We start from the raw sequence: 25,469 nt of genomic DNA, 5'->3' as shown, positions 1-25,469 counted from the left end.
CCTATTTTGTGGGCGCCCACTTCGGACCGCATCCGAGATTTCCGAGGGACTCGGCGTCGAGCAGCGCGATGTCCTGGTCGAGGATCGTGACCGAGCCGCCGAGCTGGACGGCGCTCTCCTGACGGCAGTCGGCCGAGCGGCCGAGCGGGAGGCAGAAGTCGTCGCAGCCCTTCGGCGGGTGATTGTTCATGGGACCGCGGCGTGAGCCGAACGCGATCACGCGAGACTGGGGCTGCTTGGTGATCGTGCTGTCGAGCAGGCGGCGCTCGGTCTGCTTGCCGTCGGTGAAGGTGACCAGGTAGCGCAGGGTCTCCTCGCCGGGAACGCCGGCGGTCTGGATCTTGCGGGCGCCGCGCGGCAGCGACGGGTCGCGCACGAGGCGGGTCTGGAACGGGATCTCGCGCGTCTCGGTCTCGGTGCGGGTGGTCAGCACGGGACGCGGATCGCCGGCGGCCACGACGGGCGGCTGCGGCTGCTGTTGCTGCTGCTGCTGCGGTGCCTGTTGCTGCGGCGCCGGTCGCTGCTGTTGTTGCTTCACCGGCGGGACCGCGGCTTGTGCGGGCGCCTGCCGGGGCATCCGCGTGGCGGTGCGGTCGGCCTGATCGTCGATTCGGGGCAGGGCGGCCGCGGCGTCGTACTGGGGCTTCGCATGCTGCGGCGCCACCGGGGCCGGCGTCTCCGGATCCTCCGCGGCCGTGGAGGCGGCGGCCTGCCCGACGGCGGTGACGATCCGCGGGGCGGCCGGATCGTCCTTCGTCAGAGCGGCGACGCCCCCCACGGCCGCGGACGTCACGACCAGCAGGGCCCCGCCGCCGGCCGCCATGCGGACACCGAACGGCAGCCGGGCCCACCAAGACTTTCGTGGCATTTCAAGCAGTTGCTGCAAAGAGTCACTAGTTGTCTGGTTTTGCACCCTAGGCATTGTGCTGCGCGGGGCGGGGGATGCAAGCACCCTCCGCCCCGGTGTGTCCTAGTTGATCAGGCGGCGTCGCGGAGCGGCTTGAGGGCCGCGCTCCAGGCCACCGTCTGGTCGAGGACGGTGGTGAGGGCCGCCTCCTGGTGGGCGCCCGGCAGGAACTTGCTGTAGTTCTCGAAGTCGGTCGCGAGCGACAGCAGGACCTGGGCCCGGACGTCGGCCAGCATGAGCTCGCCGGCGATCAGGCGCAGGTGCTCGACGGCGCGGGCGCCACCGACCGAGCCGTAGCCGACGAAGCCGACGGCCTTGTTGTTCCACTCGGCGAACAGGAAGTCGATCGCGTTCTTGAGCGCGCCCGAGGTGGAGTGGTTGTACTCGGGGGTGACGAAGATGAAGCCGTCGAACGACGCGATCTTCTTGGCCCACTCGAGGGTGTGCGGCTTGGTGTACTGGCCCATCGACGGCGGGATCGCCTCGTCGAGGTGGGGGAGGTTGTAGTCGAGGAGGTCCACCAGCTCGAACTCGGCGTCGGTGCGCTTGGACGCGATGTCCAGCACCCACTTGGCCACGGCCTCGCCGTTACGGCCGGGACGCGTGCTGCCCAGGATGATGCCGATCTTGGTGGTCATCGGTGGCTCCGATCTCTGTTTCTCAAGTCTGTGACGCTCACTAAACTTGCTACGTCAAAGAAGTATTCCTGCGATCGGGCCGTACGATCAATGTCATGTCCGCCACAACGCCCGATCCGGCCCTGCCGCCGGGTCTGCACGCCCTGACGCCGTCCGAGGAGGCGGTCATGCGCGGGATCGGCCGGATGCTGCAACTGCTGCCCCGGCAGCTCAACACCGACCTCGAGCGCGAGCAGCGCATGTCGGCCAGCGAATACAACGTGCTGCGGCACCTGTCAGAGTCCTCGCAGGGGCACATGCGGATGAGCGAATTGGCCCAGGCGTGCGACATGTCACTGAGCGGCATGACCCGGCTCGCGGCCAAGCTCGAGTCGCTCGGCTACCTGAGCCGGGTGAAATGCGAGGACGACCTGCGCGGCTGGAACGCGGTGCTCACCGAGCGCGGCCTGGCCCGCCTGCGCGAGGCGTGGCCGACCCACCTGGCCAGCGTCCGCCGGCACATCTTCGACCACCTCGGCGGCATCGACCTCGACAAGCTCGCGGCCGCCCTCAACGAGATAGCGAGCGACGCTCCTCGCTGAGCCCGTACGCCGTCAACGCGGCGGTCAGCATCTGCTCCTGTGCCGCCGGCGGATAGGCGACGGGGTCGGCCGCGGCAAAGGCGGCGGCACCCTCGGCCATGGTGATCAGGCCCAGGGCCACATCGGACACATCGGCCTCGGCCCAGTCCGGCGCGGCCGCGCCGACCAGCCGTTCCACGCGCGCCCGCCAGGCGCGGTTGCCGGCCCGGTGCATCTCGATCAGCTCGTCGTCGGCCACGGCGGCCGCGAGGAAGCCCACCCAGACGATGCTCTCGTGCCGGGTCTCGGCGTCGAGCGCGAGACCCTGGCGCAGCACGTCGCGCAGCGCGGCCCGCGGCGACGGCGCGTCCCGCTCCAGCGCTTCGACCCGGGCCCGCGTCTTCTCGTGCAGCAACTGCCGGGCGTGCCGCAGCAGCGCCTGCCGGTTGGGGAAGCGATGCATGACCAGGCCGGTCGTGCAGCCGGCGGCCGCGGCCACCGCTCGTACGGTCAATCGCTCCAGCCCTTGCTGCCCCAGCACGTCCCAGACCGCGCGGGAGAGCGCCGCCTCCTGAGCCTTCTTGTCGACGATTCTCGTCACGGAACAGATGTTACCGTAACGTCTGTTACGACAGGAGGATGCGATGACGGTGATCGAAGAAAGGCCCTGGGACGACCCGGCCGGAGCCGCCCTGCGTGCGGCGCAGCGGGCCGAGCTCGACCAGCGCTACGGCAGCGACGATCACGAGCCCGGCCCGCCGCCCTCGGCCGCCGACATCGACGTCTTCATGGTCGCGCTCGATGACGAGGGGCGGGCTCTGGGCTGCGGCGCTCTGCGCCGACTGGACGACGGCAGCGCCGAGGTCAAGCGGATGTACGTGGTGCCGGCGAGCCGGGGCAACGGCACGGCCACCGCGCTGCTGCGGGCCCTGGAGGAGGCCGCCCGGGGGCGGGGCTGGACCACCCTGCGCCTCGAGACCGGCCCGGCCCAGCCCGACGCGATCCGCTTCTACGAGCGGGAGGGCTACCGCGAGATCCCGCTCTACGGCCCGTACATCGGCTCCGGCCTGTCGGTCTGCTTCGAGAGGGCCCTGGTCTGAAAACGAAGACGGCCGCCGGTGAACACCCCGGCGGCCGTCTCGTCGTTTCTCTTACTGTCGGCGCCAGACGCCGATCTGAGCGTCGTAGAGGCCCGAGCCCTTCAGCAGCTTGAAGCCGAACTGGCCGGCGGGCCATTGGAGGTCGGGACGCGACGGCAGGTAGCGGCCGATCACCACGTCGACGTCGGCCGGCGGGCGGCCGCCCTTGGGCAGGAAGGTGACGTCCTGCCAGTAGACGTCGTGGTACATCACGAAGTAGCCCTCGTTGGTCATCTTGGCGCTGAAGGCGACCTTGTCACCCGGGCCGACGCCGAGCTCCCTCAGATCGATCGCGATGCTGAACTTCTCGCCCAGCGGCTCGATGATGCGGTCGCGCATCACCACCATGGTCACGGCGTTGGCCACCACGAGCAGCGCCAGGGTCGGGATCCACAACTGGCGCACCCGGGTCGCGGCCACGATCACGGCCAGGCCGATCAGGCCGATGGCCGTGCCGACGAGCGGGCGGAAATGCGTCCAGCCGGCGGTGATGGTGATGATGTCGGGGCCGCCGAACGTGCCGTACGACAGCTTGTGCCCCTGCTCGGCGACGTGGTGAAGGCGGTAGGCGATCAGCCCGCCGCCGGCCGCGAGGACCAGCACGGGCACCACCGCGTATCTCGCCACGGCGCGCAGCCGGCTGTCGACCAGCACGGCGAAGCCGAACAGGATCCAGAACGGGACGAAGGTCTGCACGTAGCGCGAGTAGATCGCGTCGGCGTTCACCGGCAGGCCGGCCAGGATCAGCGCCGCGCCCAGGGCCACGCCGAGCGTGCTGAACAGGGCCAGGCCGCCGGTCCAGCGGTACGCCAGGTCGCGCTTGGGCCGGAACATCTCGAGGGTGGCCACCGCCCAGCCGATGCCGGCCAGACCGGCCGTGACCACGCACATGTACCAGATGTTGGTGCCGAGCGAGCCGAAGAACACCTGGAGCCGCTGGACGCTGGTGAAGACCTCGAGGGTGCCGCCGCCGACGATGTCGCCGCGGACGTGCACCTTGTCGCCCAGCAGCACGATGATGATCTGGTTGAGCACGACCAGCAGCGCCAGCGGCACGACCGGCAGCGCGGCCGTGCGCCAGGTCGCCTTGCGCCGGTAGATCAGGAAGGCCAGGAAGGCGAAGAAGACGACGGCCAGGATGGTGCCGCGGATGTGCACCATGTAGAGCACGCCGGTCAGCACGCCGACCGTGATCGCGGCGCCCTTGCGCGCGGGCTCGCCGAGCCACCAGTGGACGGCCAGGAGCCAGCCCAGCATGAGCGGCGCCATGACCGCGTCGGTCATGCCCACCAGCGACCAGAAGGTGCCGGCCGGCATGGTGGCCGCGACGAAGGCGGCGGCCAGCGCGACCCAGGTCTTCAGCCCGAACATGCGGCGGGCCAGCAGGTAGGCCAGCGGCAGCGAGAGGGCGCTGATCGCCGCGTTGACGACCTGGACGATCTTGTACGAGGTCGCGAAGTCGAGCCCGAACATGAAGGCGGGCGAGATCAGCAACGGGTAGCCGACGCGGCGGAACAGCGGGGTCTCCGAGCTGAAGCCGCCCGGCCCGCCGGCGATCGCGCGCGCGGCGTTGATGTAGCTGTCCTCATCGGTGTGCGCGATGGGGTGGGTGATCGGATTACCGAGCCAGAGCCGCCACAGCACCCCGGCGAGCCAGCCGAGAGCGAGAACGCCGATGATGATCCATCGGAGGCGTCCGGAGCTGTCTTTCGCCGCCGTCGCTTCGCGCTGCACGGGCGGCATGACCTCTGTCGTCATGATGGTCGTCTGATTCTTCCTGCCTGGGGCGCCGGTGGCGTCAACCAGCGAATGACCGGCGAACGGTAGCAGCAACGGCGGTTCGCCACTGTCCCATTGTGGAGTGGGGCACAGGAGGCACACAGGCTGACCGTGGTCATTTGCCCGTTGTACACCCATATGTCGCTAAGAATCCTCAAGCCTCGATCTCTCGAAAGTGGCCTGTGTGCGGTAGTGTCCGCTCGCTAAGACCGCGGGGACAGCGGGGGAAATCAATGAGACTGACTTTTGTGACGGCCACGACCGGCCTTGTCATGCTGGTCGTGATATTCGAGTTGTTGCGGCGGCGGCAACTGCGTGAGAAATACGGCGCACTGTGGCTGCTGGTGGCGGTCGCAGTGCTTCCGCTGGCGTTCATTCCGACGCTCCTCGACGGGCTGTCGTCGTTCCTCGGCATCGCGTCCGGGTTGAGCCTCTTCCTGTTCGCCAGCGTCGTCTTCCTGCTTCTGGTGGCCGTGCACCTCTCCTGGGAGAGCAGCCGGCTGGAGGAGGAGACTCGGAGCCTTTCCGAGGAGATTGCCCTACTTCGGGCAGATGTTGCCGAATTGCAGGAATTGCGGGAGAAAGTGAAAACGCCGTGACCGTGACGACGGAACGCGTGCTGACGATCCTGCCCGCGTGGAACGAAGCGGAATCAATCGCCGCGGTCATCAAAGAACTGCAGCAAGAAGTCCCCGACATGGACATTCTGGTCGTCGACGACTGTTCGCGCGACGCGACGGCCGCAGTGGCCCGGGCGGCGGGCGCCAAGGTCGTACGCCTGCCGTACAACCTGGGTGTCGGCGGCGCCCGGCGGCTCGGCTACCGGTACGCGGTCGAGCACGGCTACGACGTCGCCGTGCAGATGGACGCCGACGGGCAGCACGACCCCCGCTACATCACCGACATGATCGACGCGCTGTCCGACGCCGACCTGGTGATCGGCGCCCGGTTCGCCGGCGAGGGCGCCTACAAGGTCGCCGGCCCGCGCCAGTGGGCGATGAAGCTGCTGTCGAAGGCGCTGTCGGCCATCGCCCGCACGAGGCTGACCGACACCACCTCCGGATACCGGGCCTGCCGCGGCGAGCTGATCAACTTCTACTCGCGCAACTTCCCGGTCGAATACCTCGGCGACACGGTCGACACGATCGTCCAGGCCAAGCGCTCCGGCTACGTGATCAAGCAGATCCCGGTCTCGATGCGCCCCCGCCAGGGCGGCACGCCGAGCAACTCGCCGAGCAAGGCGATGATCTACCTGTTCCGCTCCGGCCTGGCGCTGCTGCTGGCCCTGGTCCGCCGATGACGACGGGAAGCCGAGCCGGGGTCGGCCTGGGCGAGACCGCGCTGCGCATCACCCGCAGCAGCGGCTTCCGCTTCCTGATCGTCGGCGGCACCAGCGTGGTCGTCGACGCGGGCCTGCTCTGGGTGCTCCACGGCCTGGTGGGCATGTGGCTGGAGCCCGCGACGGCCATCGCCTTCCTGGCCGGCTTCCTGGTCAACTTCCTGCTGAACCGCCAGTGGGCCTTCGCCTCCACCGGCCGCCTGCAACACCAGCTGGCCAAATACCTGGCCCTGGTAGCGGTGAACCTCCTGATCACGGTCCTGCTGGTCAAGGCCCTGACGGCCCTGGGCGTGATGTACCTGATCGCCAAGGTCCTGACCACCGCGGCCTTGTCGACGATCAACTACTTCATCTCCAGGAAGTGGATCTTCATCTGAGGCGATGTCACTACGGAATGCTACGGTGACGCCATGACCGCGGTGCCCGAGTGGATGCGCCCGCCTCGGCCCGAGGGGTGGTACGCCGAAGACCTCGACCAACTCTCCGAAGCTCCGCGCCACACCGAACTGATCGATGGAGCGCTTGTCTTCATGATGTCCCCTCAGCGGATCTGGCACGCTCGAATGATCACCGCGATGGTGAACGCTCTGACGAGCCAGACGCCGCCCGGCATCGCGGTCGACCGGGAAATCACGATCCGGCTCGACAAATGGAATCGCCCCGAGCCCGATCTCTTGATCACGAAGGCGCCCTTCGACCTGTCCCGGACGTTCTACACGCCCGAAGAGACTCTTCTGGTCGGAGAAGTGGTCTCGCCGGAGTCAGCGCATCGTGACCGCACGGTAAAACTGCGCAAGTACGCGGAAGCCGGCATCGCGAGCTACTGGCGCGTCGAGGACGAAGACGGATCGCCGGTGGTCCACGCCTACGAACTCGACGAACCCACGCGCTCGTACGTGGCGACCGGAATCCACCGCCGCACGCTGCACGTCACGAAGCCGTTCGCCATCGAGCTCGACCTCGACAAGCTGGTGCCCGTCCGCAAGAGCTGATCCGCGATGGAGAGGCACGTCAGCACGCACCTCTCCCCGACGGGTCCGAACTACACGTTGAAACGGAACTCCACGACGTCGCCGTCCTTCATGATGTAGTCCTTGCCCTCCATGCGGACCTTTCCGGCGGCCTTGGCGGCGGACATGGAGCCGGCGGTCATCAGGTCGTCGAAGCTGACGATCTCGGCCTTGATGAAGCCTCGCTGGAAGTCGCTGTGGATGACGCCGGCCGCCTCGGGGGCCGTGGCGCCGACCGGGATCACCCAGGCCCGGGCCTCCTTGGGGCCGGCCGTCAGATAGGTCTGCAGGCCCAGCGTGTCGAAGCCGACCCGGATGAGCTGGTTGAGGCCGGGCTCGGTCTGGCCGGTCGACTCGAGCAGCTCCTGCGCGTCCTCCGGGGACAGGTCGATCAGCTCGGACTCGATCTTGGCGTCCATGAAGACGGCCTCGGCCGGCGCGACCAGGGCGCGCAGCTCGTCGAGGAACGCCGCGTTGCCGAGCTCCTCCTCGTCGACGTTGAAGACGTACAGGAACGGCTTGGTCGTCAGCAGGTGCAGCTCGCCCAGCAGCTCCACGTCGATGTCCGCCGCGGCCGCGCCCGCGTGCAGCGTGACACCGTCGTTGAGCAGCTTGAACGCGGCCTCGGCGGCGGCCACGACCGGGGCCCGGTCCTTCTTGAGCTTCGCCTCTTTCTGCAGGCGGGGCAGGGCCTTCTCGACCGTCTGGAGGTCGGCCAGGATCAGCTCGGTGTTGATCGTCTCGATGTCGTCGGACGGCGAGACCTTGCCGTCGACGTGCAGCACGTTCGGGTCGGAGAACGCGCGCACGACCTGGCAGATCGCCGAGGCGTCGCGGATGTTGGCGAGGAACGCGTTGCCGCGGCCCTGCCCCTTGGACGCGCCGCGGACCAGGCCGGCGATGTCGACGAAGCTGACCGGCGCCGGAAGGACCTTTTCGCTCTTGAACAGCTCGGCGAGCTTCCCCAAGCGCTCGTCGGGCAGCCCGACGACCCCGACGTTCGGCTCGATCGTCGCGAACGGGTAGTTCGCGGCGAGCACGTCGTTCTTGGTCAGGGCGTTGAACAGGGTGCTCTTGCCGACGTTGGGCAGGCCGACGATTCCGATGGTGAGGCTCACGGAGCGTCAGTCTACGGGGTCCATGGCCATGTCCGAATCCCGCCAGCAATCCGGCCGCCCGGAAGCGCAGACTCAACGGCATGGAACTGGACTTCGAACGGTGTTACCGAGCCGTGGACAGCCGGGACCAGCGCTTCGACGGCTGGTTCTTCACCGCCGTCACCAGCACCGGCATCTACTGCCGTCCGTCCTGCCCGGCGATCACGCCGAAGCGGGAGAACGTGCGCTTCTATCCGAGCGCGGCCGCCGCCCAGCGGTCCGGTTTCCGGGCCTGCAAGCGCTGCCGCCCGGACGCCGCGCCCGGCTCCCCCGAGTGGGACGCGCGGGCCGACCTGGTCGGCCGGGCGATGCGCCTGATCGGCGACGGCGTGGTCGACCGCGAGGGGGTGCCGGGGCTGGCGAGCCGCCTCGGTTACACCGAGCGTCACCTCAACCGGCTGCTCACCGCGGAGCTCGGCGCCGGTCCGCTGGCGCTGGCCCGTGCTCAGCGCGCGCAGACGGCGCGCATCCTCATCGAGACCACGGGCCTGGGCCTGGCCGAGATCGCGTTCGCGTCCGGCTTCGGCAGCGTCCGCCAGTTCAACGACACCATTCAGGAGGTGTACGCCCAACCGCCCGGCCGCCTGCGGGCCCGGCGGGCGAGCGGTGTGGCGGACGAGCCGGGGACGATCACCGTACGGCTGGCCTACCGCTCGCCGTTGCACGTGCCGGCGCTGCTCGACTTCCTCGAGACGAGGGCGCTGCCGGGTGTCGAGGAGCGCGTGGGAAACACGTACAGCCGAGGTCTGTCCTTGCCCCATGGAAGCGCGACGGTCGCGCTGACCCCGGCCGACCGGTTCGTCACGGCGACACTGCGGCTGGGCGACGTGCGTGACCTGGCGCCGGCCGTGGCCCGATGCCGGCGGCTCTTCGATCTGGACGCCGACCCCGACGCCGTCGACGCGACGCTGGGCGCGGACGTCGCGCTTGCTGCGGCTGTCGCACAGGAGCCGGGTGTACGGGTGCCACGCGCGGTCGACGGTTTCGAGATGGCCGTGCGGGCGATCGTGGGCCAGCAGGTCTCGGTGGCAGGCGCGCGAACGACGCTGCGCCGGATCCTCAGGGCGGCCGCAATCGCCTCTTCCGCCCCAGCCCAAACCGCCTTTCCCGCCTCAGCCCAGGCCACCTCTTCGCCCGAGGGTCTGGCCGCCTCGTCCCCCACGGGTCTGGCCGCCTCTTCCGTCGAGGGCCTGGCCGCCTCTCGCAGCGCGGGCCTAACCGCCTTTCGCAGCGCGGGCCTAACCGCCTCTCGCAGCGCGGGCCTAACCGCCTCTTCTGCCGAGGGTCTGGCCGCCTCCCTCACCGAGGGCCTGGCCGCCTCCCTCACCGCGGGCCTGGCCGCCTTTCCCTCTGCGGCGGTCGTGGCCGAGCTGCCCGACCAGGCGTTCGGGATGCCGGTGGCGCGGCGGGAGACGATCCGGCGGCTGGCCGCGGCCGTGGCCGACGGCAAGATCGACCTGGAACCGGGCGCGGACCGCGCCGAGACCGTCGCCCGCCTGGAGGAACTACCCGGCATAGGCGCGTGGACCGCCGGATATGTCGCGATGCGGGCGATCGGCGACCCGGACGTCTTCCTTCCCACCGACCTGGCCGTACGGCGTGGAGCAGCCGCTCTGGGTCTGCCGACAACGCCGAAGGCGCTCGCCGCGCACGCCGAGCGCTGGCGCCCATGGCGCTCATACGGACTTATCCGGCTGTGGAGAGCGTCCTGACGCGTTATCCACAGCTCCACAAGATCTTTCCCACGGCCCGTCCGAACGGGCCAGGCTGGACCACGACCCCAGGAGGACCCGATGTTGAAATACCGCACGCTCGACACCCCCACCGGCCCGCTGACCGTGATCGTGTCCTCGTTCGGCGCCGTGCGCGCCGCCGGCTTCACGACCGACGTGGCCGACCTGATGAGCCTGGTCCATCCCAGTTTGCGCGCCCCGGCCGAGCCGGCCGACGACGTCGGGCCGGTCGCGGCTCACGTCCGGTCCTATTTCGACGGTGACCGCTCGGCGATCGACGCCGTGACCGTCGAGCAGCACATCGGTGGCGAGTTCATCAAGCACGCGTGGCAGGTCATGCGCGAGATCAAGCCGGGCTCCCCGGTGACCTATTCCGAGTTCGCCCGCATGGCCGGGCGGCCGGCCGCGGTCCGCGGCGCGGCGTCGGCCTGCGCGCGCAACCCGGTCGCGCTCTTCACGCCGTGCCACCGGGTGCTGCGGCTCGACGGCACGCTCGGCGGCTACCGCTGGGGCCTGCCGGTGAAGGAGTGGCTGCTCGCCTATGAAGATCCCGATCAGGCCGACCCGGCCGCCATGCGGGCGGCGGCGGGTGTGATGCGATGAGCCGATGGAGCTGCGCGAGATGCGGGTGTTCGTCGCCGTCGTCGAGGAGGGCAGCCTCTCGGCGGCCGCCCGCCGGCTCCGGCTGAGCCAGCCCGCGGTGTCCCAGGTCGCCGCCGCCCTCGAGCGCGAGCTCGGCATGGCGTTGCTGATCCGGGGCGCCACGGGTGTCCGGCCGACGCCCGCCGGCGCGGTGCTGGCCGGCGAGGCGCGGGCGGTGCTCGGCCGCTACGAGCAGGCGGTCGCGGCCGTCACCCGCGAGCCGGGCGCGGCCGAGCCCGCGCTGCGGCTGGGCCTGCCGCTCGAGGTCCGGTTCGAGCTGCTGGCCGGGCCGCTCGCGGAGTTGGCGCTGGCCGGGCCGCCCGTTCGGGTCGAGCCACGCCACCTGTCGACCAGCGCTCAGCTCGCGGCGCTGCGGGCGGGCGAGCTCGACCTGGGCCTGCTGCGGGAGCGCGCCGACGGCGACGACCTGGACGCCCTCCAGATCGGCGCCGAGCCTCTCGGCGTCCTGCTGCCCCGCCGAGCCGCCGAGGAGATCGCCGAGCTGCCGGCCAAGCTGCCGGGCGGGCAGCCGGCCAAGCTGCCGGGCGAGCTTCCGGCCGAGCTGCCGGGCGGGCAGCCGGCCAAGCTGCCGGGTGAGCTGCCGGCCGAGCTGCCGGGCGAGCTTCCGGCCGAGCTGCCGGGTGAGCTTCCGGCCGAGCGGTCGGGCGAGCTGCCGGCGGTGCGGTCGGGCGAGCTGCCGGCGGTGCGGTTGGAGAGGCTGGCCGGGCTGCGGTGGCTGAGCTTCGCGCGGTCGGACAGCCCCGCCTGGTTCGACGAGATCGTGGCGGTGCTGCGCAGTCACGGTCTCCGGGCGACTCCCGACGTGGCCGGGAGTCAGGCGCTGATACCGGAGGTGAAGCTGACCTCGGTGCTGGCCGGCGATGTCTTCTCGCTCGCGCCCGCCGACTGGCCGCAGCCGTTGCCGGCCGGCGTGGTGTGGCTGCAGCTCGCCGGCTCGCCGCTCGTCCGCCGCACCTGGGCCACTTGGCGGGCCGACTCCCGCCGGCGCGATCTCGGCCGGCTGGTGGCCGCCCTGGAACAGCCGAGCGGCCCGGCCTGAGCGACACCGAGCCGACCAGCCAAGCAGCACCGAGCGGGCTAACTGAGCACACCCAGCCGACCAGTCCGAGCAACACCGAGCAGGCCGACTGAGCACACCGAGTCGGCCGGTCCGAGCAACACCGAACAGGCCGACTGAGCGACACCGACCGGGCGGCTCTGAGCGACACCGGGTGGCCCCGTCTGCGCGGCACCGAGCGGCCGGTCTAAGCGAGGCCGATGGCGGCCATAAGGAGAAAGCGGCAACTGCGCCGGAAGTGGACATTCGTGGGCGCCGTTGCACCGGGCGGATCGGGCGCTCCCGCGCTTGACCGTTGAGAGACAGGTGCATTGTCGTGAAGCAGGATCTGTCCGACACCATCGCCCTCGTCACGGGGGCCACCAGCGGGATCGGGCGGGCGACCGCCGCCCGGCTGGCCGAGCTGGGTAGCCACGTCATTCTGACCGGGCGGGACCGGGGCCGGGGTGAGGCTGGCGTCGCGCGTCTGCGGGCGGCGGGTGGCAAGGCCGACTTCATCGCCGCCGAGCTTCGGGACGAAGCGAGCGCTCGGGAGCTCGCGCGGGCCGCGGTGCGGCTCGGCGGGCGGGTGGACATTTTGGTCAACAACGCCGGCATCTATCCGTTCGCGGCCACCCACGAGGTCACCGGGGACCAGTTCGACGCTGTCTACGACCTCAACGTGCGGGTGCCGTTCTTCCTCGTCGCCGAGCTGGCGCCCGCGATGGCCGCGCGCGGGCACGGGGCCATCGTCAACCTCAGCACGATGGTCGCCGGGTTCGGCATGCCCGGCGCCGCCCTCTACGGGTCGAGCAAAGCCGCGATCGTGCTGCTGACCAAGGCCTGGGCCGCCGAGTACGGCCGGTCCGGCGTGCGGGTCAACGCGGTGAGCCCCGGGCCGACCGCCACCGAGGGGACCGTGGACTTCGGTGACTCGCTGGCCGGCGCCGCGCCGGCGGGTCGGATCGCCGACCCGGCCGAGATCGCCGACGCGGTCGCCTACCTGGTCAGTGACCGGGCGTCCTTCGTGCACGGAGCCGTTCTGCCGGTCGACGGCGGGCGCCTCGCCGTCTGAGCGGGCCCGGGCGGTGTGTGCCGGGTCGCCGTTTTATCGGCGGCCCGGCCGGTCGTTTCGCCGTAGCATTCCGCACATGACTGATACGGGAACGACCGGGCGCGCCGGTCTCCCCGAGCGGCCGTCGCTGGACGGGCTCGAGGACAAGTGGGCGCGCACCTGGCAGGAGGAGGGCACGTATACGTTCGACCGCTCGAAGGAGCGCTCGGATGTATACAGCATCGACACGCCTCCGCCGACCGTATCGGGCGAGCTGCACATGGGGCACGTCTTCTCCTTCACCCACACCGACACGGTCGCGCGGTTCCAGCGCATGCGCGGCAAGGCCGTCTTCTATCCGATGGGCTGGGACGACAACGGGCTGCCGACGGAGCGGCGGGTTCAGAACGTGTACGGCGTCCGGTGCGACCCGGCGCTGCCCTACGACCCGGCCTGGGAGCCGCCGGCCACACCGCCCAAGCAGCCGATCGCCATCTCACGGCGCAATTTCGTCGAGCTGTGCGGGCGGCTGACCACCGAGGACGAGAAGGCCTTCGAGGCGCTGTGGCGCACGCTCGGCCTCTCGGTCGACTGGGGCCTGACCTATACGACGATCGGGCGGCACTCGCAGGCCGTCTCGCAGCGCGCCTTCCTCAACAACCTGGCGCGCGGCGAGGCGTACACATCCGAGGCGCCGACGCTGTGGGACATCGGGTTCCGCACGGCGGTCGCGCAGGCCGAGCTGGAGGACCGGGAGCGCCCGGGCGCCTATCACCGCCTGCGCTTCCACGGGCCGGACGGCCCGGTCGAGGTCGACACGACCCGGCCCGAGCTGCTGCCGGCCTGCGTCGCGCTGGTCTACCACCCGGGCGACGAGCGCTACGAGGGGCTGACCAGCGTCCGCACGCCGTTCTTCGACGTCGAGGTCCCGGTCCGGGCCCATCCGATGGCCGCGATCGACAAGGGCACCGGCATCGCGATGGTCTGCACGTTCGGTGACATCACCGACGTCACGTGGTGGCGTGACCTCCAGCTGGAGACGCGGGTCGTCCTCGGGCGCGACGGCCGGTTCCTGGCCGACCGCCCGGCCGGCGTCCCCGAGGCGGCCTACCGGGAGTTCGCGGGCCTGACCGTCAACGCGGCCCGGCGTGAGATCGTCCGGCTGCTCACCGAGTCGGGCGACCTGATCGGAGAGCCGCGGCCGATCACCCATCCGGTCAAGTTCTACGAGCGGGGCGACTCGCCGCTCGAGATCGTCACGAGCCGGCAGTGGTTCGTCCGCAACGGCGGCCGGGAGCCCGAGCTGCGGGAGCGGCTCATCGCGAGGGGCAAGGAGCTGCAGTGGTTCCCCGAGCACATGCGGCACCGCTACGAGCACTGGGTGAACGGTCTGACCGGTGACTGGCTGATCAGCCGGCAGCGTTTCTTCGGCGTGCCGATCCCGATCTGGTACCGGCTCGACAACGCTGGCGAACCGGACTACGACCAGCTTCTCATACCGGACGAATCGTCGCTGCCGGTCGACCCCTCCTCGGAGTGTCCGCCCGGCTTCGACGAGTCGCAGCGCGACGTCCCGGGCGGCTTCACGGCCGACCCCGACGTGATGGACACGTGGGCCACCTCGTCGCTCACCCCGCAGATCGTCACCGGCTGGCAGCACGACGACGACCTGCACAAGCGGACCTTCCCGATGGATCTGCGCCCCCAGGGCCAGGAGATCATCCGCACCTGGCTGTTCTCCTCGGTCCTGCGGGCCGACCAGGAGAGCGACGTCCTGCCGTGGAAGACGGCCGTCCTCTCCGGGTGGATCCTCGACCCCGACCGCAAGAAGATGTCCAAGTCCAAGGGCAACGTCGTCACGCCCATGGACCTGCTGGTGCAGAACGGCTCGGACGCGGTCCGCTACTGGGCGGCCAACGGGCGGCCCGGCGCCGACCTGGCGTTCGACCCGGCCCAGATCAAGGTCGGGCGGCGGCTGGCGACCAAGCTGCTCAACGCGTCGAAGTTCGCGCTCGGGCTGGGCGCGGCCGAGGCGCTGCGGCAGCCGGTCACCGAGCCGCTCGACCGGGCCATGCTGACCCGGCTCGCGGCCGTGGTCAGCGCGGCCACCGAGGCGTTCGACCGCTACGACCACACCGAGGCGCTGCAGACGACCGAGGCGTTCTTCTGGACGTTCTGCGACGACTACATCGAGCTGGTCAAGGAGCGGGCGTACGCGCAGGGGCCGGGGGCCGACTCGGCCCGGGCCGCGCTGGCGGCGGGGCTGTCGGTGCTGCTGCGGCTGTTCGCGCCGTTCCTGCCGTACGTGACGGAGGAGGTCTGGTCGTGGTGGCGGTACGGCTCCGTGCACAAGGCGACCTGGCCGACGACGTACGAGCTGACCCGGGTCGCCGGCGAGGGTGACGCGAGCCTGCTCGGCCTGGCCGGCGACGCGCTGCGCCAGGTCCGGCGGGCCAAGAGCGACCGGAAGCTGTCGATGAAGGCCGACGTGCCGCTGGCCGAGGCGCTCGGCCCGGCCGAGCTGCTCGACAAGCTGGCGCTGATCGAGGGCGACCTCAAATCGGCCGGCCGGATCGCGAAGCTCGACATGCTGCCCGGCCGTACGCCGGAATTGGTCATCGCCTGCGCCTTCTGACCGGCCGTAGCGGCTCCGGCTCTGGCGAAACGCCGGAGCCGGGGCCGCCGGCAGGGCAGCATGAGAGGCATGATCGCGCCTGACCAGGTGGAGGCGCCCGCGCGCGACGCCGTGCTGTTCCGGTCGTCGCCGGTGCGGACGTTCGTCACCGTCTTCGTGCTGTTGATGCTGTCGTTCGCGCTCGTCTCGCCGATCATGGCGGCGGTGACGGGCGGAACCGGGAACCCGTGGTGGCACACCGCGGTCCAGGCCGGAGTGGTCGCGGTCTTCGGGGCGGCCTGCTTCGCCTACTCGACGCGGGGTTCCCTGAAAACGTGGGTGCGGGTCTCGTCGGGCGGCCTCGAACTGGCCGCCCAGGACAGCGACCCGATCCTGCTGGCCTGGGAGGACATCGCCTCGGTGAAGGTGCGCCGGGCCCGGCTGCGCAACGTCCTCGACGTCACGCCGGTCGACCTCGACAGCGTGCACCCGGTGCAGGGCCAGCGGGTCGGCTGGCCGGCCCTGGCCGACACACCGAACGGCACCGCTTTCACGGCCGACCTCAGCGAGATCTGGCCGGGCCCGCGACGGTTACGCCGCGAGCTCGCCAAACACCTGCGCCAGACCGAGGGCTAGAAGTCGCCGCCGAAATCGCCGCCGAAATCGCCGCCGCCGCCGTCCCAGCCGCCGCCCATGTCGCCACCGCCCATGTCGCCGCCGCCGAAGTCGCCGGCCGCGTCGGCGTAGCCGTCCTGGAAGCCGTCGCCGTAGCCCATGTCGCCGAAGCCCGGCGAGAACAGGGCGTCGAAGATCAGCAGACCGCCGAGGGCGCCGGCGCCGGCACCGAGCGCGGTCTTCCACACCGGCGTCGAATACCAGCCGGCCGGAACCGGGCGGCCCTGCACGCGACCGCCGGGGTAGTAGTAGGGAGTGTCGGCGCCCGGCTGCGGGCCCGCCTTGTAGCTGTGGCCCTGCACGTTGACCTCGCGCTCCTTGGTCAACTGGCCGACGCCCTGCGCGCTCGCCAGCGGCGGCAGCTCGGGGCCGGGGTCGAGGCCCATCGCGATGCGACCGGCCCGCACATACTGCAGGCCCTCCAGCGCCGACTCACGCGCCAACTCGTACTGCCGGACGGTGTTGGCCTGCTGCAGTTGACCGCCCGCAGCGTTGTACCGCTCGCCCGCGTCGGCCAGCGCCTGCTGCGCGGCGGCGTCGCTGCCGTGCAGGTTCATGAGCTGACCGCCGAGCCGCTCGTACCACCGCTGGGCCTCGGCCCGGGCGTCCTCGAGCCGCGTTTGCTGAGATGCCGCCCCGTTCCGCCGCGCCAAGGCGATCACGAGAACGACCACGACGATGATGGCCAGAATCAGCAACACGCTCATGTTCCAACGGTACCCTCGCGAATCACGTCGTAGCTGTCTGGCAATCTCCGTCATGTGACTGTCTCGACGCTGGCCGTGGTGCTCCTCTGTCTGGCCGCCGGGGCCGCGATCGGCTGGTTCGCCGCGCGGCTGCGGGCCGCCGCCGACATCGCCCGGCTCGAGGCGACCGTGCAGGCCCGCGCCGACGGGGAGGAACGCCTCGAGCAGTCGATGCGCGCGCTGTCGTACGAGGCGACCGCCCAGTCCCAGGAGGCCGTGGCCCGGGCCGTGGCCCCGCTGCACGAGACCCTGCGCCGCTACGAGCAGCGGGTCGCCGAGCTGGAACGGGAGCGCGTCGACGCGTACGCCGAATTGCGCCAGCAGGTCCGTTCGATGAGCGAGGTCTCCGGTGAGCTCCGCACCGAGACGAAACAGCTGGTCGCCGCGCTGCGGACGCCGCAGGTGCGAGGACGCTGGGGCGAACATCAGCTCCGCCGCATCGTCGAGGCAGCCGGCCTGCTCGAGCATTGCGACTTCGCCGAGCAGGTGACGGCCACGACCGACAATTCGGGCGTACGCCCCGACCTCGTCGTCCGGATGCACGGTGGCCGCACCGTGGTCGTCGACGCCAAGGCGCCGCTCGAGGCCTATCTGTCGGCCCTGGAGGCGCGCGACGAGCGCACCCGCGACTCGCATCTCACCCAGCACGCCCGCCACCTGCGGGCCCACATCGACGCGCTCGCGGCCAAAGAGTATTGGACCGCCTTCGAGCAGTCCCCCGACTTCGTGGTGCTCTTCCTGCCGGCCGACCCGTTCCTCGACGCGGCCCTCCAGCACGACCCGACACTGATGGAGCACGCCTTCCGGCGCAACGTCGTGCTGGCCACCCCGGCCACGCTCATCGCGATGCTGCGCACGGTCGCCTACTCGTGGCGGCAGGAGGCGCTGGCCCGCAACGCCGTGGCCGTGCACAGCCTGGCCCGCGAGCTCTACAGCCGGCTGGCCACCCTGGGCGACCACGTCGGCAAGGTCGGCACTGCGCTCGGGGGCGCCGTCACGGCGTACAACCGGGCGGTCGGCTCTTTGGAAGCGCGCGTGCTGGTCAGCGCGCGCAGGCTGGCCGAGATGGGCGTCTCCGACGACGAACTCGTCACGCCTCCGCAGATCGAGGTCGCGCCCCGGCAGCCCCAATCGCCGGAGCTGGTCGACTGACAAGGGGCCCGCCCTCCCCGGGGGCCCCCGTCCTGCTCCAGTCTGACGGATCTGACGGGCGGGAAGGGGGCCGAGCCGGCGAGCTGTGGACAACCAACCGGCTTGTGGAAAACCTCAGGCGCGAGCGGCCGCGGCCTTCATGTCGCGGCGGAGCTCCTGCGGAAGCGAGAACGTCAGGCGCTCCTCGGCCGTGGTGAACTCGGTGACCTCACCGAAGCCGCGGGTCGCGAGGTGGCCGAGGACCTCCATGACCAGGTCCTCCGGGACGCTGGCGCCCGACGAGACACCGACCGTGGTCGCGCCCTCGAGCCACTCGTCCTTGATCTCGGAGGCGTAGTCGACCAGGTGGCCTGCGCGCGCGCCCGCGTCCACGGCGACCTCGACCAGGCGTACGGAATTGGACGAATTAGTCGAGCCCACCACGATCACCACGTCGCACTCGGGGGCGATCTCCTTGACCACGTGCTGGCGGTTCTGGGTGGCGTAGCAGATGTCGTCGCTGGGCGGCGACTGAAGCAGCGGCAGGCGGGTCTTGAGCCGGGCCACGGTCTCCATCGTCTCGTCGACCGAGAGCGTGGTCTGCGAGAGCCACACGACCTTGGACGGGTCGCGGACGACGACCTGGTCGACCGAGTCGGGGCCGTCGACGAGCTGGATGTGCTCGGGGGCCTCGCCGGACGTGCCGATGACCTCCTCGTGGCCCTCGTGGCCGATGAGCAGGATGTCGTAGTCGTCGGCGGCGAACCTTTTCGCCTCGTGGTGGACCTTGGTGACCAGCGGGCAGGTCGCGTCGATGGCCTTGAGGTTGCGGCTGCGGGCCTGTTCGTGCACCTCGGGGGCGACGCCGTGGGCGGAGAAGACGACGGTGGAGCCCTCGGGCACCTCCTCGTTCTCCTCGACGAAGATCGCGCCGGCCGCCTCGAGCGTGCTGACCACGTGTTTGTTGTGCACGATCTGCTTGCGCACGTAGACCGGGGCGCCGTACAGCTTCAGCGCCTCTTCGACGGTCTGCACCGCACGGTCGACGCCGGCGCAGTAGCCGCGCGGCTTGGCCAGCAACACACGCTTCCGGGGCTCAGTCACCCGGCCATGGTACGTGGATCCCCCTCATGCATGCTTCTCTGCGATCCGCGCCACAGGCATACTCGTGCGGTGATATTGCGGGAAGCAGCCAGAGGCCTGAATTTCGCGGTGGGCGCGTTGTCGCTGGTCCTGGGCCTGACCTGGATACTTCTCAATCTGCATTCGGCCAGTTACCGGCTGGATCTGCTGATCGGCGCGGTGCTCGCCGCGGGCGGTCTGGTGCTGCTCATGCCGCATCGCGTCCGGCTGCCGGGCCGGGTCACCGCGATCGTCATGGGCGTCTGCGCGCTGGCCGGGACGGCTGCCGGGCTCGCCGCCTCGAAGTCACAGCTGTGCTGCGACGTCGCCTTCATCGTCGACCGCGGCTGGCCGTTCACCTGGGCCAGCCGGGGCGCGGTGGCGGACGATTCCGAGACAGCGGTGCGGCTGGCGGCCGGCGCGGACTGGACGGTCAACTTCCTCTCACTCTTCGCGGACCTTCTGCTTTTCTCGTACGCCGGTTTGCTGCTCCTAGTAGTAGTTCTGCTGTTCCGACGCACTAAAAGCGGATATCGGGCGTAACTTCCTCCATTCGCCGGGATACTCGGATTCATGCCTGAGGCCCCGGTGGACGACCCCGGACTCCTGGCGGGGGCGGCGACCACGCTTCGCCTGATCATCGGCTGGGCCTTCACCGCGCTGGCCCTGCTCAACCTCGCCATGGGTCTCGACTCGTTCGCGTACGGCCTGTTCCACGGCGTACTCCTGCTGGCCGGTCTGACCCTGCTCGGCCTCCAGCGCGTCGGCCGCCGGCCGGGCCGGACCGCGTGGGTGGCCGGCGCGGCCGTCGCCGTGCTCGGCCTGGTGATCTCGACACTGCCCCAGAGCCAGGTCAATTGTTGTTCTTCCGAGTACGGGGTCAGACACGGCTTCCCCTTCACCATGTGGGCCCGCGATCCCGGCGGCTGGCACGCCGACGGCGCCCGGATCGCCGTCGCCCTGCTCTTCTGGGCGCTGATCGGAATGCTGGTGCTGATCGCCGTCGCCCGCCTCACCCCGTCCCGCCCTTCTTCCGCCGCGCCCGGCCGGCCCTCCTCCGCCGCGCCCGGCCGCCCCTCCTCCGCCGCGACGGCGCCGCCTTCGAAAGCCGGCAACCATGCCGAGGAACGCGGGACGCGCACCGCGGACGACGAGAATGTCAGAGGGCTTCCGTAATCTGGCCGGGTGAGTGAGCCAGCAGGAGCCAAGAGCACCGCCGACGAGCCGTGGCCGGTGCGCGTCGTCAGTCAGAAAGTCGGCGCCTGGATCTCCAAGCTGGGCTGGGTGTGGGTCGACGGCCAGGTGGCCCAGATCAGCCGCCGCCCCGGCTCCAGCGTGGTCTTCCTGACCCTGCGCGACCCCTCGGCCGACCTGAGCCTCACCGTCACCGCCCACCGCGACGTGCTCGACGCCGGCGCGCCCGAGCTGGCCGAGGGCGCCCGGGTCACGCTGCACGCCAAGCCGGAGTTCTACCCTGCCCGGGGCACGCTCAGCCTTCGCGCCGACGAGATCCGCCAGGTCGGCCTGGGCGAGCTGCTGGCCCGGCTCGACCGGCTGAAAAAGCTGCTGGCGGCCGAGGGCCTGTTCGCCCGCGAGCGCAAGCGCCGTCTGCCGTTCCTGCCCCGCAAGATCGGCCTGATCACCGGCCGGGCCAGCGCGGCCGAGCGCGACGTCCTGATGAACACGCGCCGCCGCTGGCCGGCCGTCGAGTTCTTCACGATCAACGTGCCGGTCCAGGGGCCGACCGCGGTGCCGCAGATCATCGATGCGCTCAAGGTGCTCGACAAGGACGAGACGGTCGACGTCATCGTGATCGCCCGCGGCGGCGGCAGCGTCGAAGACCTGCTGCCGTTCTCCGACGAGGCGCTGTGCCGGGCGGTCTTCGGCGCCCGGACCCCGGTGGTCAGCGCGATCGGCCACGAGACCGACGCGCCCCTGCTCGACTACGTGGCCGACCTGCGCGCGTCGACGCCGACCGACGCGGCCAAGCGCATCGTGCCCGACCTGGCCGAGGAGCGGCAGCTGATCGACGTGGCCCGCCGCCGGCTCGAGCGCGCGGTGCTCACCCTGGTCGACCGCGAGACCCACCGCCTCGAGTCGTGGCGCTCGCGCCCGTCGCTGTCCCGCCCCGAGCTGATGGTCGACCAGCGCGCGGCCGACGTGACGGCCCTGCGTGACCGCGCCGTCCGCAGCCTGGAAAATCGCCTGCGCCGCGCCGACGACGACCTGCGCCACACGGTGGCCCGCCTGCGCGCCCTGTCCCCGGCGGCGACGCTGCAGCGCGGCTACGCGATCGTCCAGCGCGCCGACGGCCACGTGGTCCGGGCCGCCGACGACGTCAAGACCGACGACCTGGTGAGGGTCCGGCTCGCCGAGGGCGAGTTGCAAGCAGTCGTAAAGGAGAACCAGTGAGCGACGACAAGCTGAGCTACGAGCAGGCCCGCACCGAGCTGGCCACCGTGGTGGAGCGGCTGGAGCAGGGCGGCAGCTCCCTGGAGGAGTCGCTGGCCTTGTGGGAGCGCGGCGAGAAACTGGCCGACATCTGCCAGCGCTGGCTCGACGGCGCCCGCGACCGTATCGAGGCCGCCCGCGCCGCCCGCGCCGACAGCTGACCGGGAGTCAGCGCAGGGAGCCCGCGAATTGTTCGAGGGTGTCGACGTCGCTCTTGCCGATGACGATGACCGTGCGGGTCTGGTCGGCCAGGACGAGGGCCTTCTCGCCGGGGCGGGTGTCGTAGAGGCGCCAGACGCCGGCGTCCGAGCGGAACTCGCCGGCCGGCTTGGCCTGTTTGGTGAGCTCGGTGGGGAGCAGGGTCGCCGAGGCGACGTTGCTCTCGACGAGCTGGAGGGCGTCCTTGTCGGGGTCGACGTAGCCGATCCGCAGGGTGGCGCCGTCGGTCTGGCGGCGGAAGTTCGCCGCTGACACGTGCCAGTCGTCGCCGAGGCCGGTCGGCTCCAGCACCGGGAAGATGTTCGCCTTCTGCGCCTCCTGGAGCGCCGGCGCGGGGTCGACCGTGATCGGCGCGTCACCGTTCAGCACCGTCCGGTAGAAGACCAGCAGCAGCGCGATCGGCACGAGCAGGACCAGCAGCGACATCGCCATGTCCTTCGGCGACCGCGCCTGCCCCCGCTCGAGCCGAGCCGGCGCCTCGGACGGCGCCTCGTCCGCGGTGGCAACCGCAGAGCCCGCGGGCGCGGCGGACGAGGTCGCGGATTCGGCGGCGGACACGGAGCCAGCGGGCGCAGAGCCAGCGGCGGGCATAGGACCGGCGGCGGGCGTGGATTCAGCCGCGGAACCAGCGGCGGGCACGGAGCCGGCGGGCGCAGAGCCAGCGGTCGGCGCGGATTCAGCCAAGGGACCAGAGGCAGCCGCGGAACCGGAGGCGGGTGCGGGGCCGGAAGCAGGCGCGGAGCCGGCGGCGGGTACGGGGCCGGCGGCGGGTGCGGGGCCGGAAGCGGGCGCGGGGCCGGCGGCGGGCGGCGGCGTGGCCTGAGGGGCGGAAGGGGCGGAGGTGTCCGGTGCGGCTGGTTCCACTCACCCATTGTTAACCATGTCGCTGGGGCGGGACTTTGCACATCCGTACATGTGAGGATCGGGTTACTCACCAGCCCCGCAGAGTCGCGAGGAGGCGCCCATGCCAGCACGGGTCCCGCAGGATCTCGATCGCAACATCGCCCTCGATCTTGTTCGTGTCACCGAGGCCGCGGCCATGGCGGCCGGCCGCTGGGTCGGTCGCGGCGACAAGAACGGTGGGGACGGCGCGGCCGTCGACGCCATGCGCAAGCTGATCAATTCGATTCAGATGCGCGGCACCGTGGTCATCGGCGAGGGCGAGAAGGACGAGGCGCCCATGCTCTACAACGGTGAGCGGGTCGGCGACGGCACCGGTCCCGAGGTGGACGTGGCGGTGGACCCGATCGACGGCACCACGCTGATGAGCAAGGGCATGCCCGGCGCCGTGGCCGTGCTCGCCGTGGCCGAGCGCGGCGCCATGTTCGACCCGAGCGCCGTCTTCTACATGGACAAGATCGCCGTCGGGCCGGATTGCGCCGACGTCGTCGACATCAACGCCGGCACCGCCGAAAATCTGCGCCGCATCGCCAAGGCCAAGCGGTCCAGCATCTCCGACGTCACCGTCTGCATCCTCGACCGGCCGCGCCACGCCAAGCTGGTCGAGGAGGTGCGCCAGGCCGGCGCGAACATCAAGTTCATCTCCGACGGCGACATCGCCGGCGCCATCTCGGCCGCCCGGGCCGAGTCCGACGTGGACGTGCTGATGGGCATCGGCGGCACCCCGGAGGGCATCACCGCCGCCTGCGCCATCAAGTGCCTCGGCGGCATGATCCAAGCCAAGTTGTGGCCGCACGACGACGCCGAGCGGGAGAAGGCGATCGCCGCCGGGCACGACCTCGACCGGGTGCTGACCACCGACGACCTGGTCACCGGCGACAACTGCTTCTTCGTGGCCACCGGCGTGACCAGCGGTGACCTGCTCAAGGGCGTGCGCTACCGCTCCGGCGGGGCGCACACCCAGTCGATCGTCATGCGGTCCAAGAGCGGCACGATCCGGGTCATCGACTCGTACCACCGGCTGGAGAAGCTCGCCCTCTATTCGGCCATCGACTTCGACGGCCATCTGCCGACCGTTCCCCTCGGCGAGGGTGAACCGGTCATCTAACTCTCAGGAAGGTGAGGCCCGCCAACTGTTGGCGGGCCTTGCCGGACCCTGGAACCATTGACCAATGAGTTACGGGGCAGATACGACCCGCGCAGAGGCCGAGGCCAAGTTCGGCACCGACGAGTTCTACGCGTCCCTCGGGCGCGCGTTCCTGACCATGTGCGCCGTCATTCCCGTCCTCTTCCTCATCGAGGCGATCGACGTCGGCATCGGCTCCGGCCAGCTCGACGTGGCCGGCGGCATCATCCCGCACCGCATCGCCGGGCTCGACGGCGTGCTGTTCAGCCCGTTCCTGCACGCCGGGTGGGACCACCTCTACGGCAACGCCGTCCCGCTGATCCTGGTCGGCACGTTCGCCCTGGCCGGCGGGGTCCGGCGGTTCATCTGGTCGACCTTCGTGATCATGCTGGTGAGCGGTCTGGGCGTCTGGTTCGTCGGCGACCCCAACAGCGTCGTGGTCGGCGCGAGCGGCGTCATCTTCGGCTACCTCGGCCTGCTGGTGACCCGCGGCCTGGTCGAGCGGAGCTGGTGGAACCTGGGCGTGGCCGCGTTCATCGGCCTGCTCTACTGGTACCAGATCTACAACATCCTGCCGACCGACCAGCCGGTCTCCTGGCAGGGTCACCTGCTGGGCCTGCTCGGCGGCGTGATCGCCGCGATCCTGTTCCGGCGGAAAAGGCCGAAGGCAGTGGCCTACTGAAGTTGGCGCAGCGCGGCCACGATCGCGGGGCGGAAGGTGCTGATCTGGGTGTAGACGCCCGGATAGCCGTCCCGCGCGCAGCCGAGCCCCCAGCTCACGATGCCCACCTGCACCCACTGGCCACGCCGGTCCTGATCGACCATCGGGCCGCCGCTGTCGCCCTGGCAGGTGTCGACCCGCCGGTCTCCGGCGCACATCTGCTCGTCGCGGACGAGCTTCACCCCCGCTTTGAGGTACGCCTTCGCGCAGCTCGCGTCGGGCACCATGGGAACCGTGGCGTAGTGCAGCCGCCGCTCCTGCTTGATGGAGTCCTCGCGGGTCTGCCCCCAGCCCATCACCGTGTAGCGGCCCTTACCGATCGTCTCGGGTGAGATCGGCAGCACGGGCAGGTGCAGCACCCGGTCCATCTGGACGAGCGCCCAGTCGTCGCCGCGGGTCTCGTCCTTGAAGCCGGCGGCGCGGATGACCGAGACGCTGCGGGCGGTCAGCGCCCGGCGCGACTTGAGGTCGGAGACGCCCGCGGTGACCTCGATCCGGTCGGTGGCGCCGGTGCCGTCGACGCAATGGCCCGCGGTCAGCACCACGCGGGGCGCGACCAGCGTCCCGCCGCAGCCCATGGAGAGCCGCACCACCCAGGGGAACTTGCCCTGCGGCGCCACGGTGCCGCCGACCACCTCGCGAACCGGGCGGGGCTCTCCGCCGGCGTGTGCCGGTGAAGAGCCCGCGCCCAGCACTGCCGCGAGGACACCGATCATGACCAGTGAAGCGGCATTTCGGACCATATGGAC

28 protein-coding genes are annotated in these 25,469 nt (G+C 70.7%); 19 read left to right on the top strand and 9 right to left on the bottom strand.

The features are described from left to right. Nucleotide 1: 1 nt before the first annotated feature. Together CRP55_RS03355 and CRP55_RS03350 are read right to left on the bottom strand one after the other, a co-directional pair. On the bottom strand, nt 2–868 hold the full coding sequence (locus CRP55_RS03355; RefSeq protein WP_143234381.1) for a G5 domain-containing protein: 867 nt from the start codon (nt 866–868) through the stop codon (nt 2–4). A 110-nt stretch (nt 869–978) separates the two neighbouring features. Beyond that, nucleotides 979–1,545, bottom strand: a complete 567-nt coding sequence (locus CRP55_RS03350) for an NADPH-dependent FMN reductase (RefSeq protein ID WP_097317930.1) — start codon at nt 1,543–1,545, stop codon at nt 979–981. A gap of 95 nt (nt 1,546–1,640) precedes the next feature. On the opposite strand from CRP55_RS03350, the gene CRP55_RS03345 reads away from it, so the two are divergent. Continuing rightward, nucleotides 1,641–2,126, top strand: a complete 486-nt coding sequence (locus CRP55_RS03345) for a MarR family winged helix-turn-helix transcriptional regulator (RefSeq protein WP_097317929.1) — start codon at nt 1,641–1,643, stop codon at nt 2,124–2,126. Here CRP55_RS03345 and CRP55_RS03340 read toward each other — a convergent pair. Beyond that, nucleotides 2,095–2,706: a TetR/AcrR family transcriptional regulator gene (locus CRP55_RS03340; RefSeq protein ID WP_097317928.1), complete on the bottom strand. Its 612-nt coding sequence runs from the start codon at nt 2,704–2,706 to the stop codon at nt 2,095–2,097. The genes CRP55_RS03345 and CRP55_RS03340 overlap by 32 nt on opposite strands. A 43-nt stretch (nt 2,707–2,749) precedes the next feature. Between CRP55_RS03340 and CRP55_RS03335 the strand changes: the two genes are divergently transcribed. Further along, nucleotides 2,750–3,205, top strand: a complete 456-nt coding sequence (locus CRP55_RS03335) for a GNAT family N-acetyltransferase (protein WP_097317927.1) — start codon at nt 2,750–2,752, stop codon at nt 3,203–3,205. Between the two features lie 51 nt (nt 3,206–3,256). Here the strand turns inward: CRP55_RS03335 and CRP55_RS03330 are convergent, their stop codons facing one another. Then, nucleotides 3,257–5,002 (bottom strand): hypothetical protein, encoded by a 1,746-nt coding sequence (locus CRP55_RS03330; protein WP_143234379.1) that lies wholly within the window; start codon nt 5,000–5,002, stop codon nt 3,257–3,259. A gap of 269 nt (nt 5,003–5,271) precedes the next feature. Between CRP55_RS03330 and CRP55_RS03325 the strand changes: the two genes are divergently transcribed. The 4 genes from CRP55_RS03325 to CRP55_RS03310 are packed head-to-tail and all read left to right on the top strand — an operon-like array spanning nt 5,272 to nt 7,354. Beyond that, entirely contained in the window at nt 5,272–5,622 is a 351-nt protein-coding gene (locus CRP55_RS03325) for a DUF2304 domain-containing protein (protein WP_245922758.1), read from the top strand. Further along, on the top strand, nt 5,619–6,323 hold the full coding sequence (locus tag CRP55_RS03320; protein WP_245922757.1) for a glycosyltransferase family 2 protein: 705 nt from the start codon (nt 5,619–5,621) through the stop codon (nt 6,321–6,323). Before CRP55_RS03325 ends, CRP55_RS03320 begins: the two co-directional genes overlap by 4 nt. Further along, nucleotides 6,320–6,739 carry a GtrA family protein gene (locus tag CRP55_RS03315; RefSeq protein ID WP_097317924.1) on the top strand — a complete coding sequence of 140 codons (420 nt, stop codon included), beginning with the start codon at nt 6,320–6,322 and terminating at the stop codon, nt 6,737–6,739. The genes CRP55_RS03320 and CRP55_RS03315 overlap by 4 nt, the downstream gene beginning before the upstream one ends. 33 nt (nt 6,740–6,772) lie before the next feature. Further along, entirely contained in the window at nt 6,773–7,354 is a 582-nt protein-coding gene (locus CRP55_RS03310) for a Uma2 family endonuclease (protein WP_097317923.1), read from the top strand. 50 nt (nt 7,355–7,404) lie between these two features. On the opposite strand, the gene ychF is transcribed toward CRP55_RS03310, so the two are convergent. Then, a complete protein-coding gene (ychF, locus tag CRP55_RS03305) occupies nt 7,405–8,490 on the bottom strand; it encodes a redox-regulated ATPase YchF (RefSeq protein ID WP_097317922.1) in 1,086 nt (361 codons plus the stop codon). Nucleotides 8,491–8,570: 80 nt separating this feature from the next. On the opposite strand from ychF, the gene CRP55_RS03300 reads away from it, so the two are divergent. From CRP55_RS03300 to CRP55_RS03275, 6 genes are all read left to right on the top strand, one after another. Further along, on the top strand, nt 8,571–10,241 hold the full coding sequence (locus tag CRP55_RS03300) for a DNA-3-methyladenine glycosylase 2 family protein (RefSeq protein WP_097317921.1): 1,671 nt from the start codon (nt 8,571–8,573) through the stop codon (nt 10,239–10,241). 81 nt (nt 10,242–10,322) lie between these two features. Further along, nucleotides 10,323–10,865, top strand: a complete 543-nt coding sequence (locus CRP55_RS03295; RefSeq protein WP_097317920.1) for a methylated-DNA--[protein]-cysteine S-methyltransferase — start codon at nt 10,323–10,325, stop codon at nt 10,863–10,865. Between the two features lie 4 nt (nt 10,866–10,869). Beyond that, a complete protein-coding gene (locus CRP55_RS03290) occupies nt 10,870–11,964 on the top strand; it encodes a LysR family transcriptional regulator (RefSeq protein WP_097317919.1) in 1,095 nt (364 codons plus the stop codon). Between the two features lie 334 nt (nt 11,965–12,298). Continuing rightward, on the top strand, nt 12,299–13,036 hold the full coding sequence (locus CRP55_RS03285) for an SDR family NAD(P)-dependent oxidoreductase (protein WP_218854017.1): 738 nt from the start codon (nt 12,299–12,301) through the stop codon (nt 13,034–13,036). A 76-nt stretch (nt 13,037–13,112) separates the two neighbouring features. Continuing rightward, nucleotides 13,113–15,650 carry a valine--tRNA ligase gene (valS, locus tag CRP55_RS03280; protein WP_097317918.1) on the top strand — a complete coding sequence of 846 codons (2,538 nt, stop codon included), beginning with the start codon at nt 13,113–13,115 and terminating at the stop codon, nt 15,648–15,650. Nucleotides 15,651–15,719: 69 nt separating this feature from the next. Next, complete coding sequence (locus CRP55_RS03275; RefSeq protein ID WP_097317917.1) at nt 15,720–16,265, top strand: hypothetical protein; 546 nt, start codon at nt 15,720–15,722, stop codon at nt 16,263–16,265. Here CRP55_RS03275 and CRP55_RS03270 read toward each other — a convergent pair. Continuing rightward, complete coding sequence (locus tag CRP55_RS03270; protein ID WP_097317916.1) at nt 16,262–17,011, bottom strand: hypothetical protein; 750 nt, start codon at nt 17,009–17,011, stop codon at nt 16,262–16,264. The two genes, CRP55_RS03275 and CRP55_RS03270, sit on opposite strands and share 4 nt — an antisense overlap. Before the next feature lie 54 nt (nt 17,012–17,065). Between CRP55_RS03270 and rmuC the strand changes: the two genes are divergently transcribed. Continuing rightward, nucleotides 17,066–18,202 carry a DNA recombination protein RmuC gene (gene rmuC / locus CRP55_RS03265; RefSeq protein WP_097317915.1) on the top strand — a complete coding sequence of 379 codons (1,137 nt, stop codon included), beginning with the start codon at nt 17,066–17,068 and terminating at the stop codon, nt 18,200–18,202. 114 nt (nt 18,203–18,316) lie between these two features. On the opposite strand, the gene CRP55_RS03260 is transcribed toward rmuC, so the two are convergent. Then, nucleotides 18,317–19,285, bottom strand: coding sequence for a 4-hydroxy-3-methylbut-2-enyl diphosphate reductase (locus tag CRP55_RS03260; protein WP_097317914.1), 969 nt, complete (start codon nt 19,283–19,285; stop codon nt 18,317–18,319). A 108-nt stretch (nt 19,286–19,393) separates the two neighbouring features. On the opposite strand from CRP55_RS03260, the gene CRP55_RS03255 reads away from it, so the two are divergent. Genes CRP55_RS03255 through CRP55_RS03240 form a run of 4 tightly spaced genes read left to right on the top strand, consistent with a single transcriptional unit; the run spans nt 19,394 to nt 21,915 of the window. Next, nucleotides 19,394–19,846 carry a hypothetical protein gene (locus CRP55_RS03255; RefSeq protein WP_097317913.1) on the top strand — a complete coding sequence of 151 codons (453 nt, stop codon included), beginning with the start codon at nt 19,394–19,396 and terminating at the stop codon, nt 19,844–19,846. Nucleotides 19,847–19,876: 30 nt separating this feature from the next. Continuing rightward, complete coding sequence (locus tag CRP55_RS03250) at nt 19,877–20,479, top strand: hypothetical protein (protein WP_097317912.1); 603 nt, start codon at nt 19,877–19,879, stop codon at nt 20,477–20,479. 9 nt (nt 20,480–20,488) lie between these two features. Next, nucleotides 20,489–21,715, top strand: a complete 1,227-nt coding sequence (xseA, locus tag CRP55_RS03245) for an exodeoxyribonuclease VII large subunit (protein WP_097317911.1) — start codon at nt 20,489–20,491, stop codon at nt 21,713–21,715. After that, the gene (locus CRP55_RS03240) at nt 21,712–21,915 is read left to right on the top strand and encodes an exodeoxyribonuclease VII small subunit (RefSeq protein WP_097317910.1); all 204 of its coding nucleotides are present in this window, start codon (nt 21,712–21,714) and stop codon (nt 21,913–21,915) included. The genes xseA and CRP55_RS03240 overlap by 4 nt, the downstream gene beginning before the upstream one ends. A 7-nt stretch (nt 21,916–21,922) precedes the next feature. Here the strand turns inward: CRP55_RS03240 and CRP55_RS03235 are convergent, their stop codons facing one another. Then, nucleotides 21,923–22,564: a DUF4245 domain-containing protein gene (locus CRP55_RS03235; protein ID WP_281260748.1), complete on the bottom strand. Its 642-nt coding sequence runs from the start codon at nt 22,562–22,564 to the stop codon at nt 21,923–21,925. A gap of 373 nt (nt 22,565–22,937) precedes the next feature. Here CRP55_RS03235 and glpX point away from each other — a divergent pair, with 373 nt between their 5' ends. Further along, entirely contained in the window at nt 22,938–23,981 is a 1,044-nt protein-coding gene (gene glpX, locus CRP55_RS03225) for a class II fructose-bisphosphatase (RefSeq protein ID WP_097317908.1), read from the top strand. A 64-nt stretch (nt 23,982–24,045) separates the two neighbouring features. After that, nucleotides 24,046–24,681 (top strand): rhomboid family intramembrane serine protease, encoded by a 636-nt coding sequence (locus CRP55_RS03220; protein WP_097317907.1) that lies wholly within the window; start codon nt 24,046–24,048, stop codon nt 24,679–24,681. On the opposite strand, the gene CRP55_RS03215 is transcribed toward CRP55_RS03220, so the two are convergent. After that, entirely contained in the window at nt 24,675–25,463 is a 789-nt protein-coding gene (locus CRP55_RS03215; RefSeq protein ID WP_097317906.1) for a S1 family serine peptidase, read from the bottom strand. The genes CRP55_RS03220 and CRP55_RS03215 overlap by 7 nt on opposite strands. Between the last annotated feature and the right edge of the window lie 6 nt (nt 25,464–25,469).

This window comes from Paractinoplanes atraurantiacus, assembly GCF_900215205.1.
GTDB classification, from domain to species: Bacteria; Actinomycetota; Actinomycetes; order Mycobacteriales; family Micromonosporaceae; genus Actinoplanes; species Actinoplanes atraurantiacus.
This window is presented reverse-complemented; position numbering and strand designations above follow the sequence as displayed.

Coding starts and splice junctions, on each gene's coding strand:
- CRP55_RS03220 (WP_097317907.1), top strand. CDS start 24,046: ATGAGTTACGGGGCAGATACGACCCGCGCAGAGGCCGAGGCCAAGTTC.
- CRP55_RS03235 (WP_281260748.1), bottom strand. CDS start 22,564: ATGCCCGCCGCTGGCTCTGCGCCCGCTGGCTCCGTGTCCGCCGCCGAA.
- CRP55_RS03355 (WP_143234381.1), bottom strand. CDS start 868: ATGCCACGAAAGTCTTGGTGGGCCCGGCTGCCGTTCGGTGTCCGCATG.
- CRP55_RS03335 (WP_097317927.1), top strand. CDS start 2,750: ATGACGGTGATCGAAGAAAGGCCCTGGGACGACCCGGCCGGAGCCGCC.
- CRP55_RS03295 (WP_097317920.1), top strand. CDS start 10,323: ATGTTGAAATACCGCACGCTCGACACCCCCACCGGCCCGCTGACCGTG.
- CRP55_RS03215 (WP_097317906.1), bottom strand. CDS start 25,463: ATGGTCCGAAATGCCGCTTCACTGGTCATGATCGGTGTCCTCGCGGCA.
- CRP55_RS03310 (WP_097317923.1), top strand. CDS start 6,773: ATGACCGCGGTGCCCGAGTGGATGCGCCCGCCTCGGCCCGAGGGGTGG.
- CRP55_RS03290 (WP_097317919.1), top strand. CDS start 10,870: ATGGAGCTGCGCGAGATGCGGGTGTTCGTCGCCGTCGTCGAGGAGGGC.
- valS (WP_097317918.1), top strand. CDS start 13,113: ATGACTGATACGGGAACGACCGGGCGCGCCGGTCTCCCCGAGCGGCCG.
- CRP55_RS03275 (WP_097317917.1), top strand. CDS start 15,720: ATGATCGCGCCTGACCAGGTGGAGGCGCCCGCGCGCGACGCCGTGCTG.
- CRP55_RS03345 (WP_097317929.1), top strand. CDS start 1,641: ATGTCCGCCACAACGCCCGATCCGGCCCTGCCGCCGGGTCTGCACGCC.
- glpX (WP_097317908.1), top strand. CDS start 22,938: ATGCCAGCACGGGTCCCGCAGGATCTCGATCGCAACATCGCCCTCGAT.
- CRP55_RS03250 (WP_097317912.1), top strand. CDS start 19,877: ATGCCTGAGGCCCCGGTGGACGACCCCGGACTCCTGGCGGGGGCGGCG.
- CRP55_RS03350 (WP_097317930.1), bottom strand. CDS start 1,545: ATGACCACCAAGATCGGCATCATCCTGGGCAGCACGCGTCCCGGCCGT.
- CRP55_RS03270 (WP_097317916.1), bottom strand. CDS start 17,011: ATGAGCGTGTTGCTGATTCTGGCCATCATCGTCGTGGTCGTTCTCGTG.
- CRP55_RS03315 (WP_097317924.1), top strand. CDS start 6,320: ATGACGACGGGAAGCCGAGCCGGGGTCGGCCTGGGCGAGACCGCGCTG.
- CRP55_RS03330 (WP_143234379.1), bottom strand. CDS start 5,002: ATGACGACAGAGGTCATGCCGCCCGTGCAGCGCGAAGCGACGGCGGCG.
- CRP55_RS03300 (WP_097317921.1), top strand. CDS start 8,571: ATGGAACTGGACTTCGAACGGTGTTACCGAGCCGTGGACAGCCGGGAC.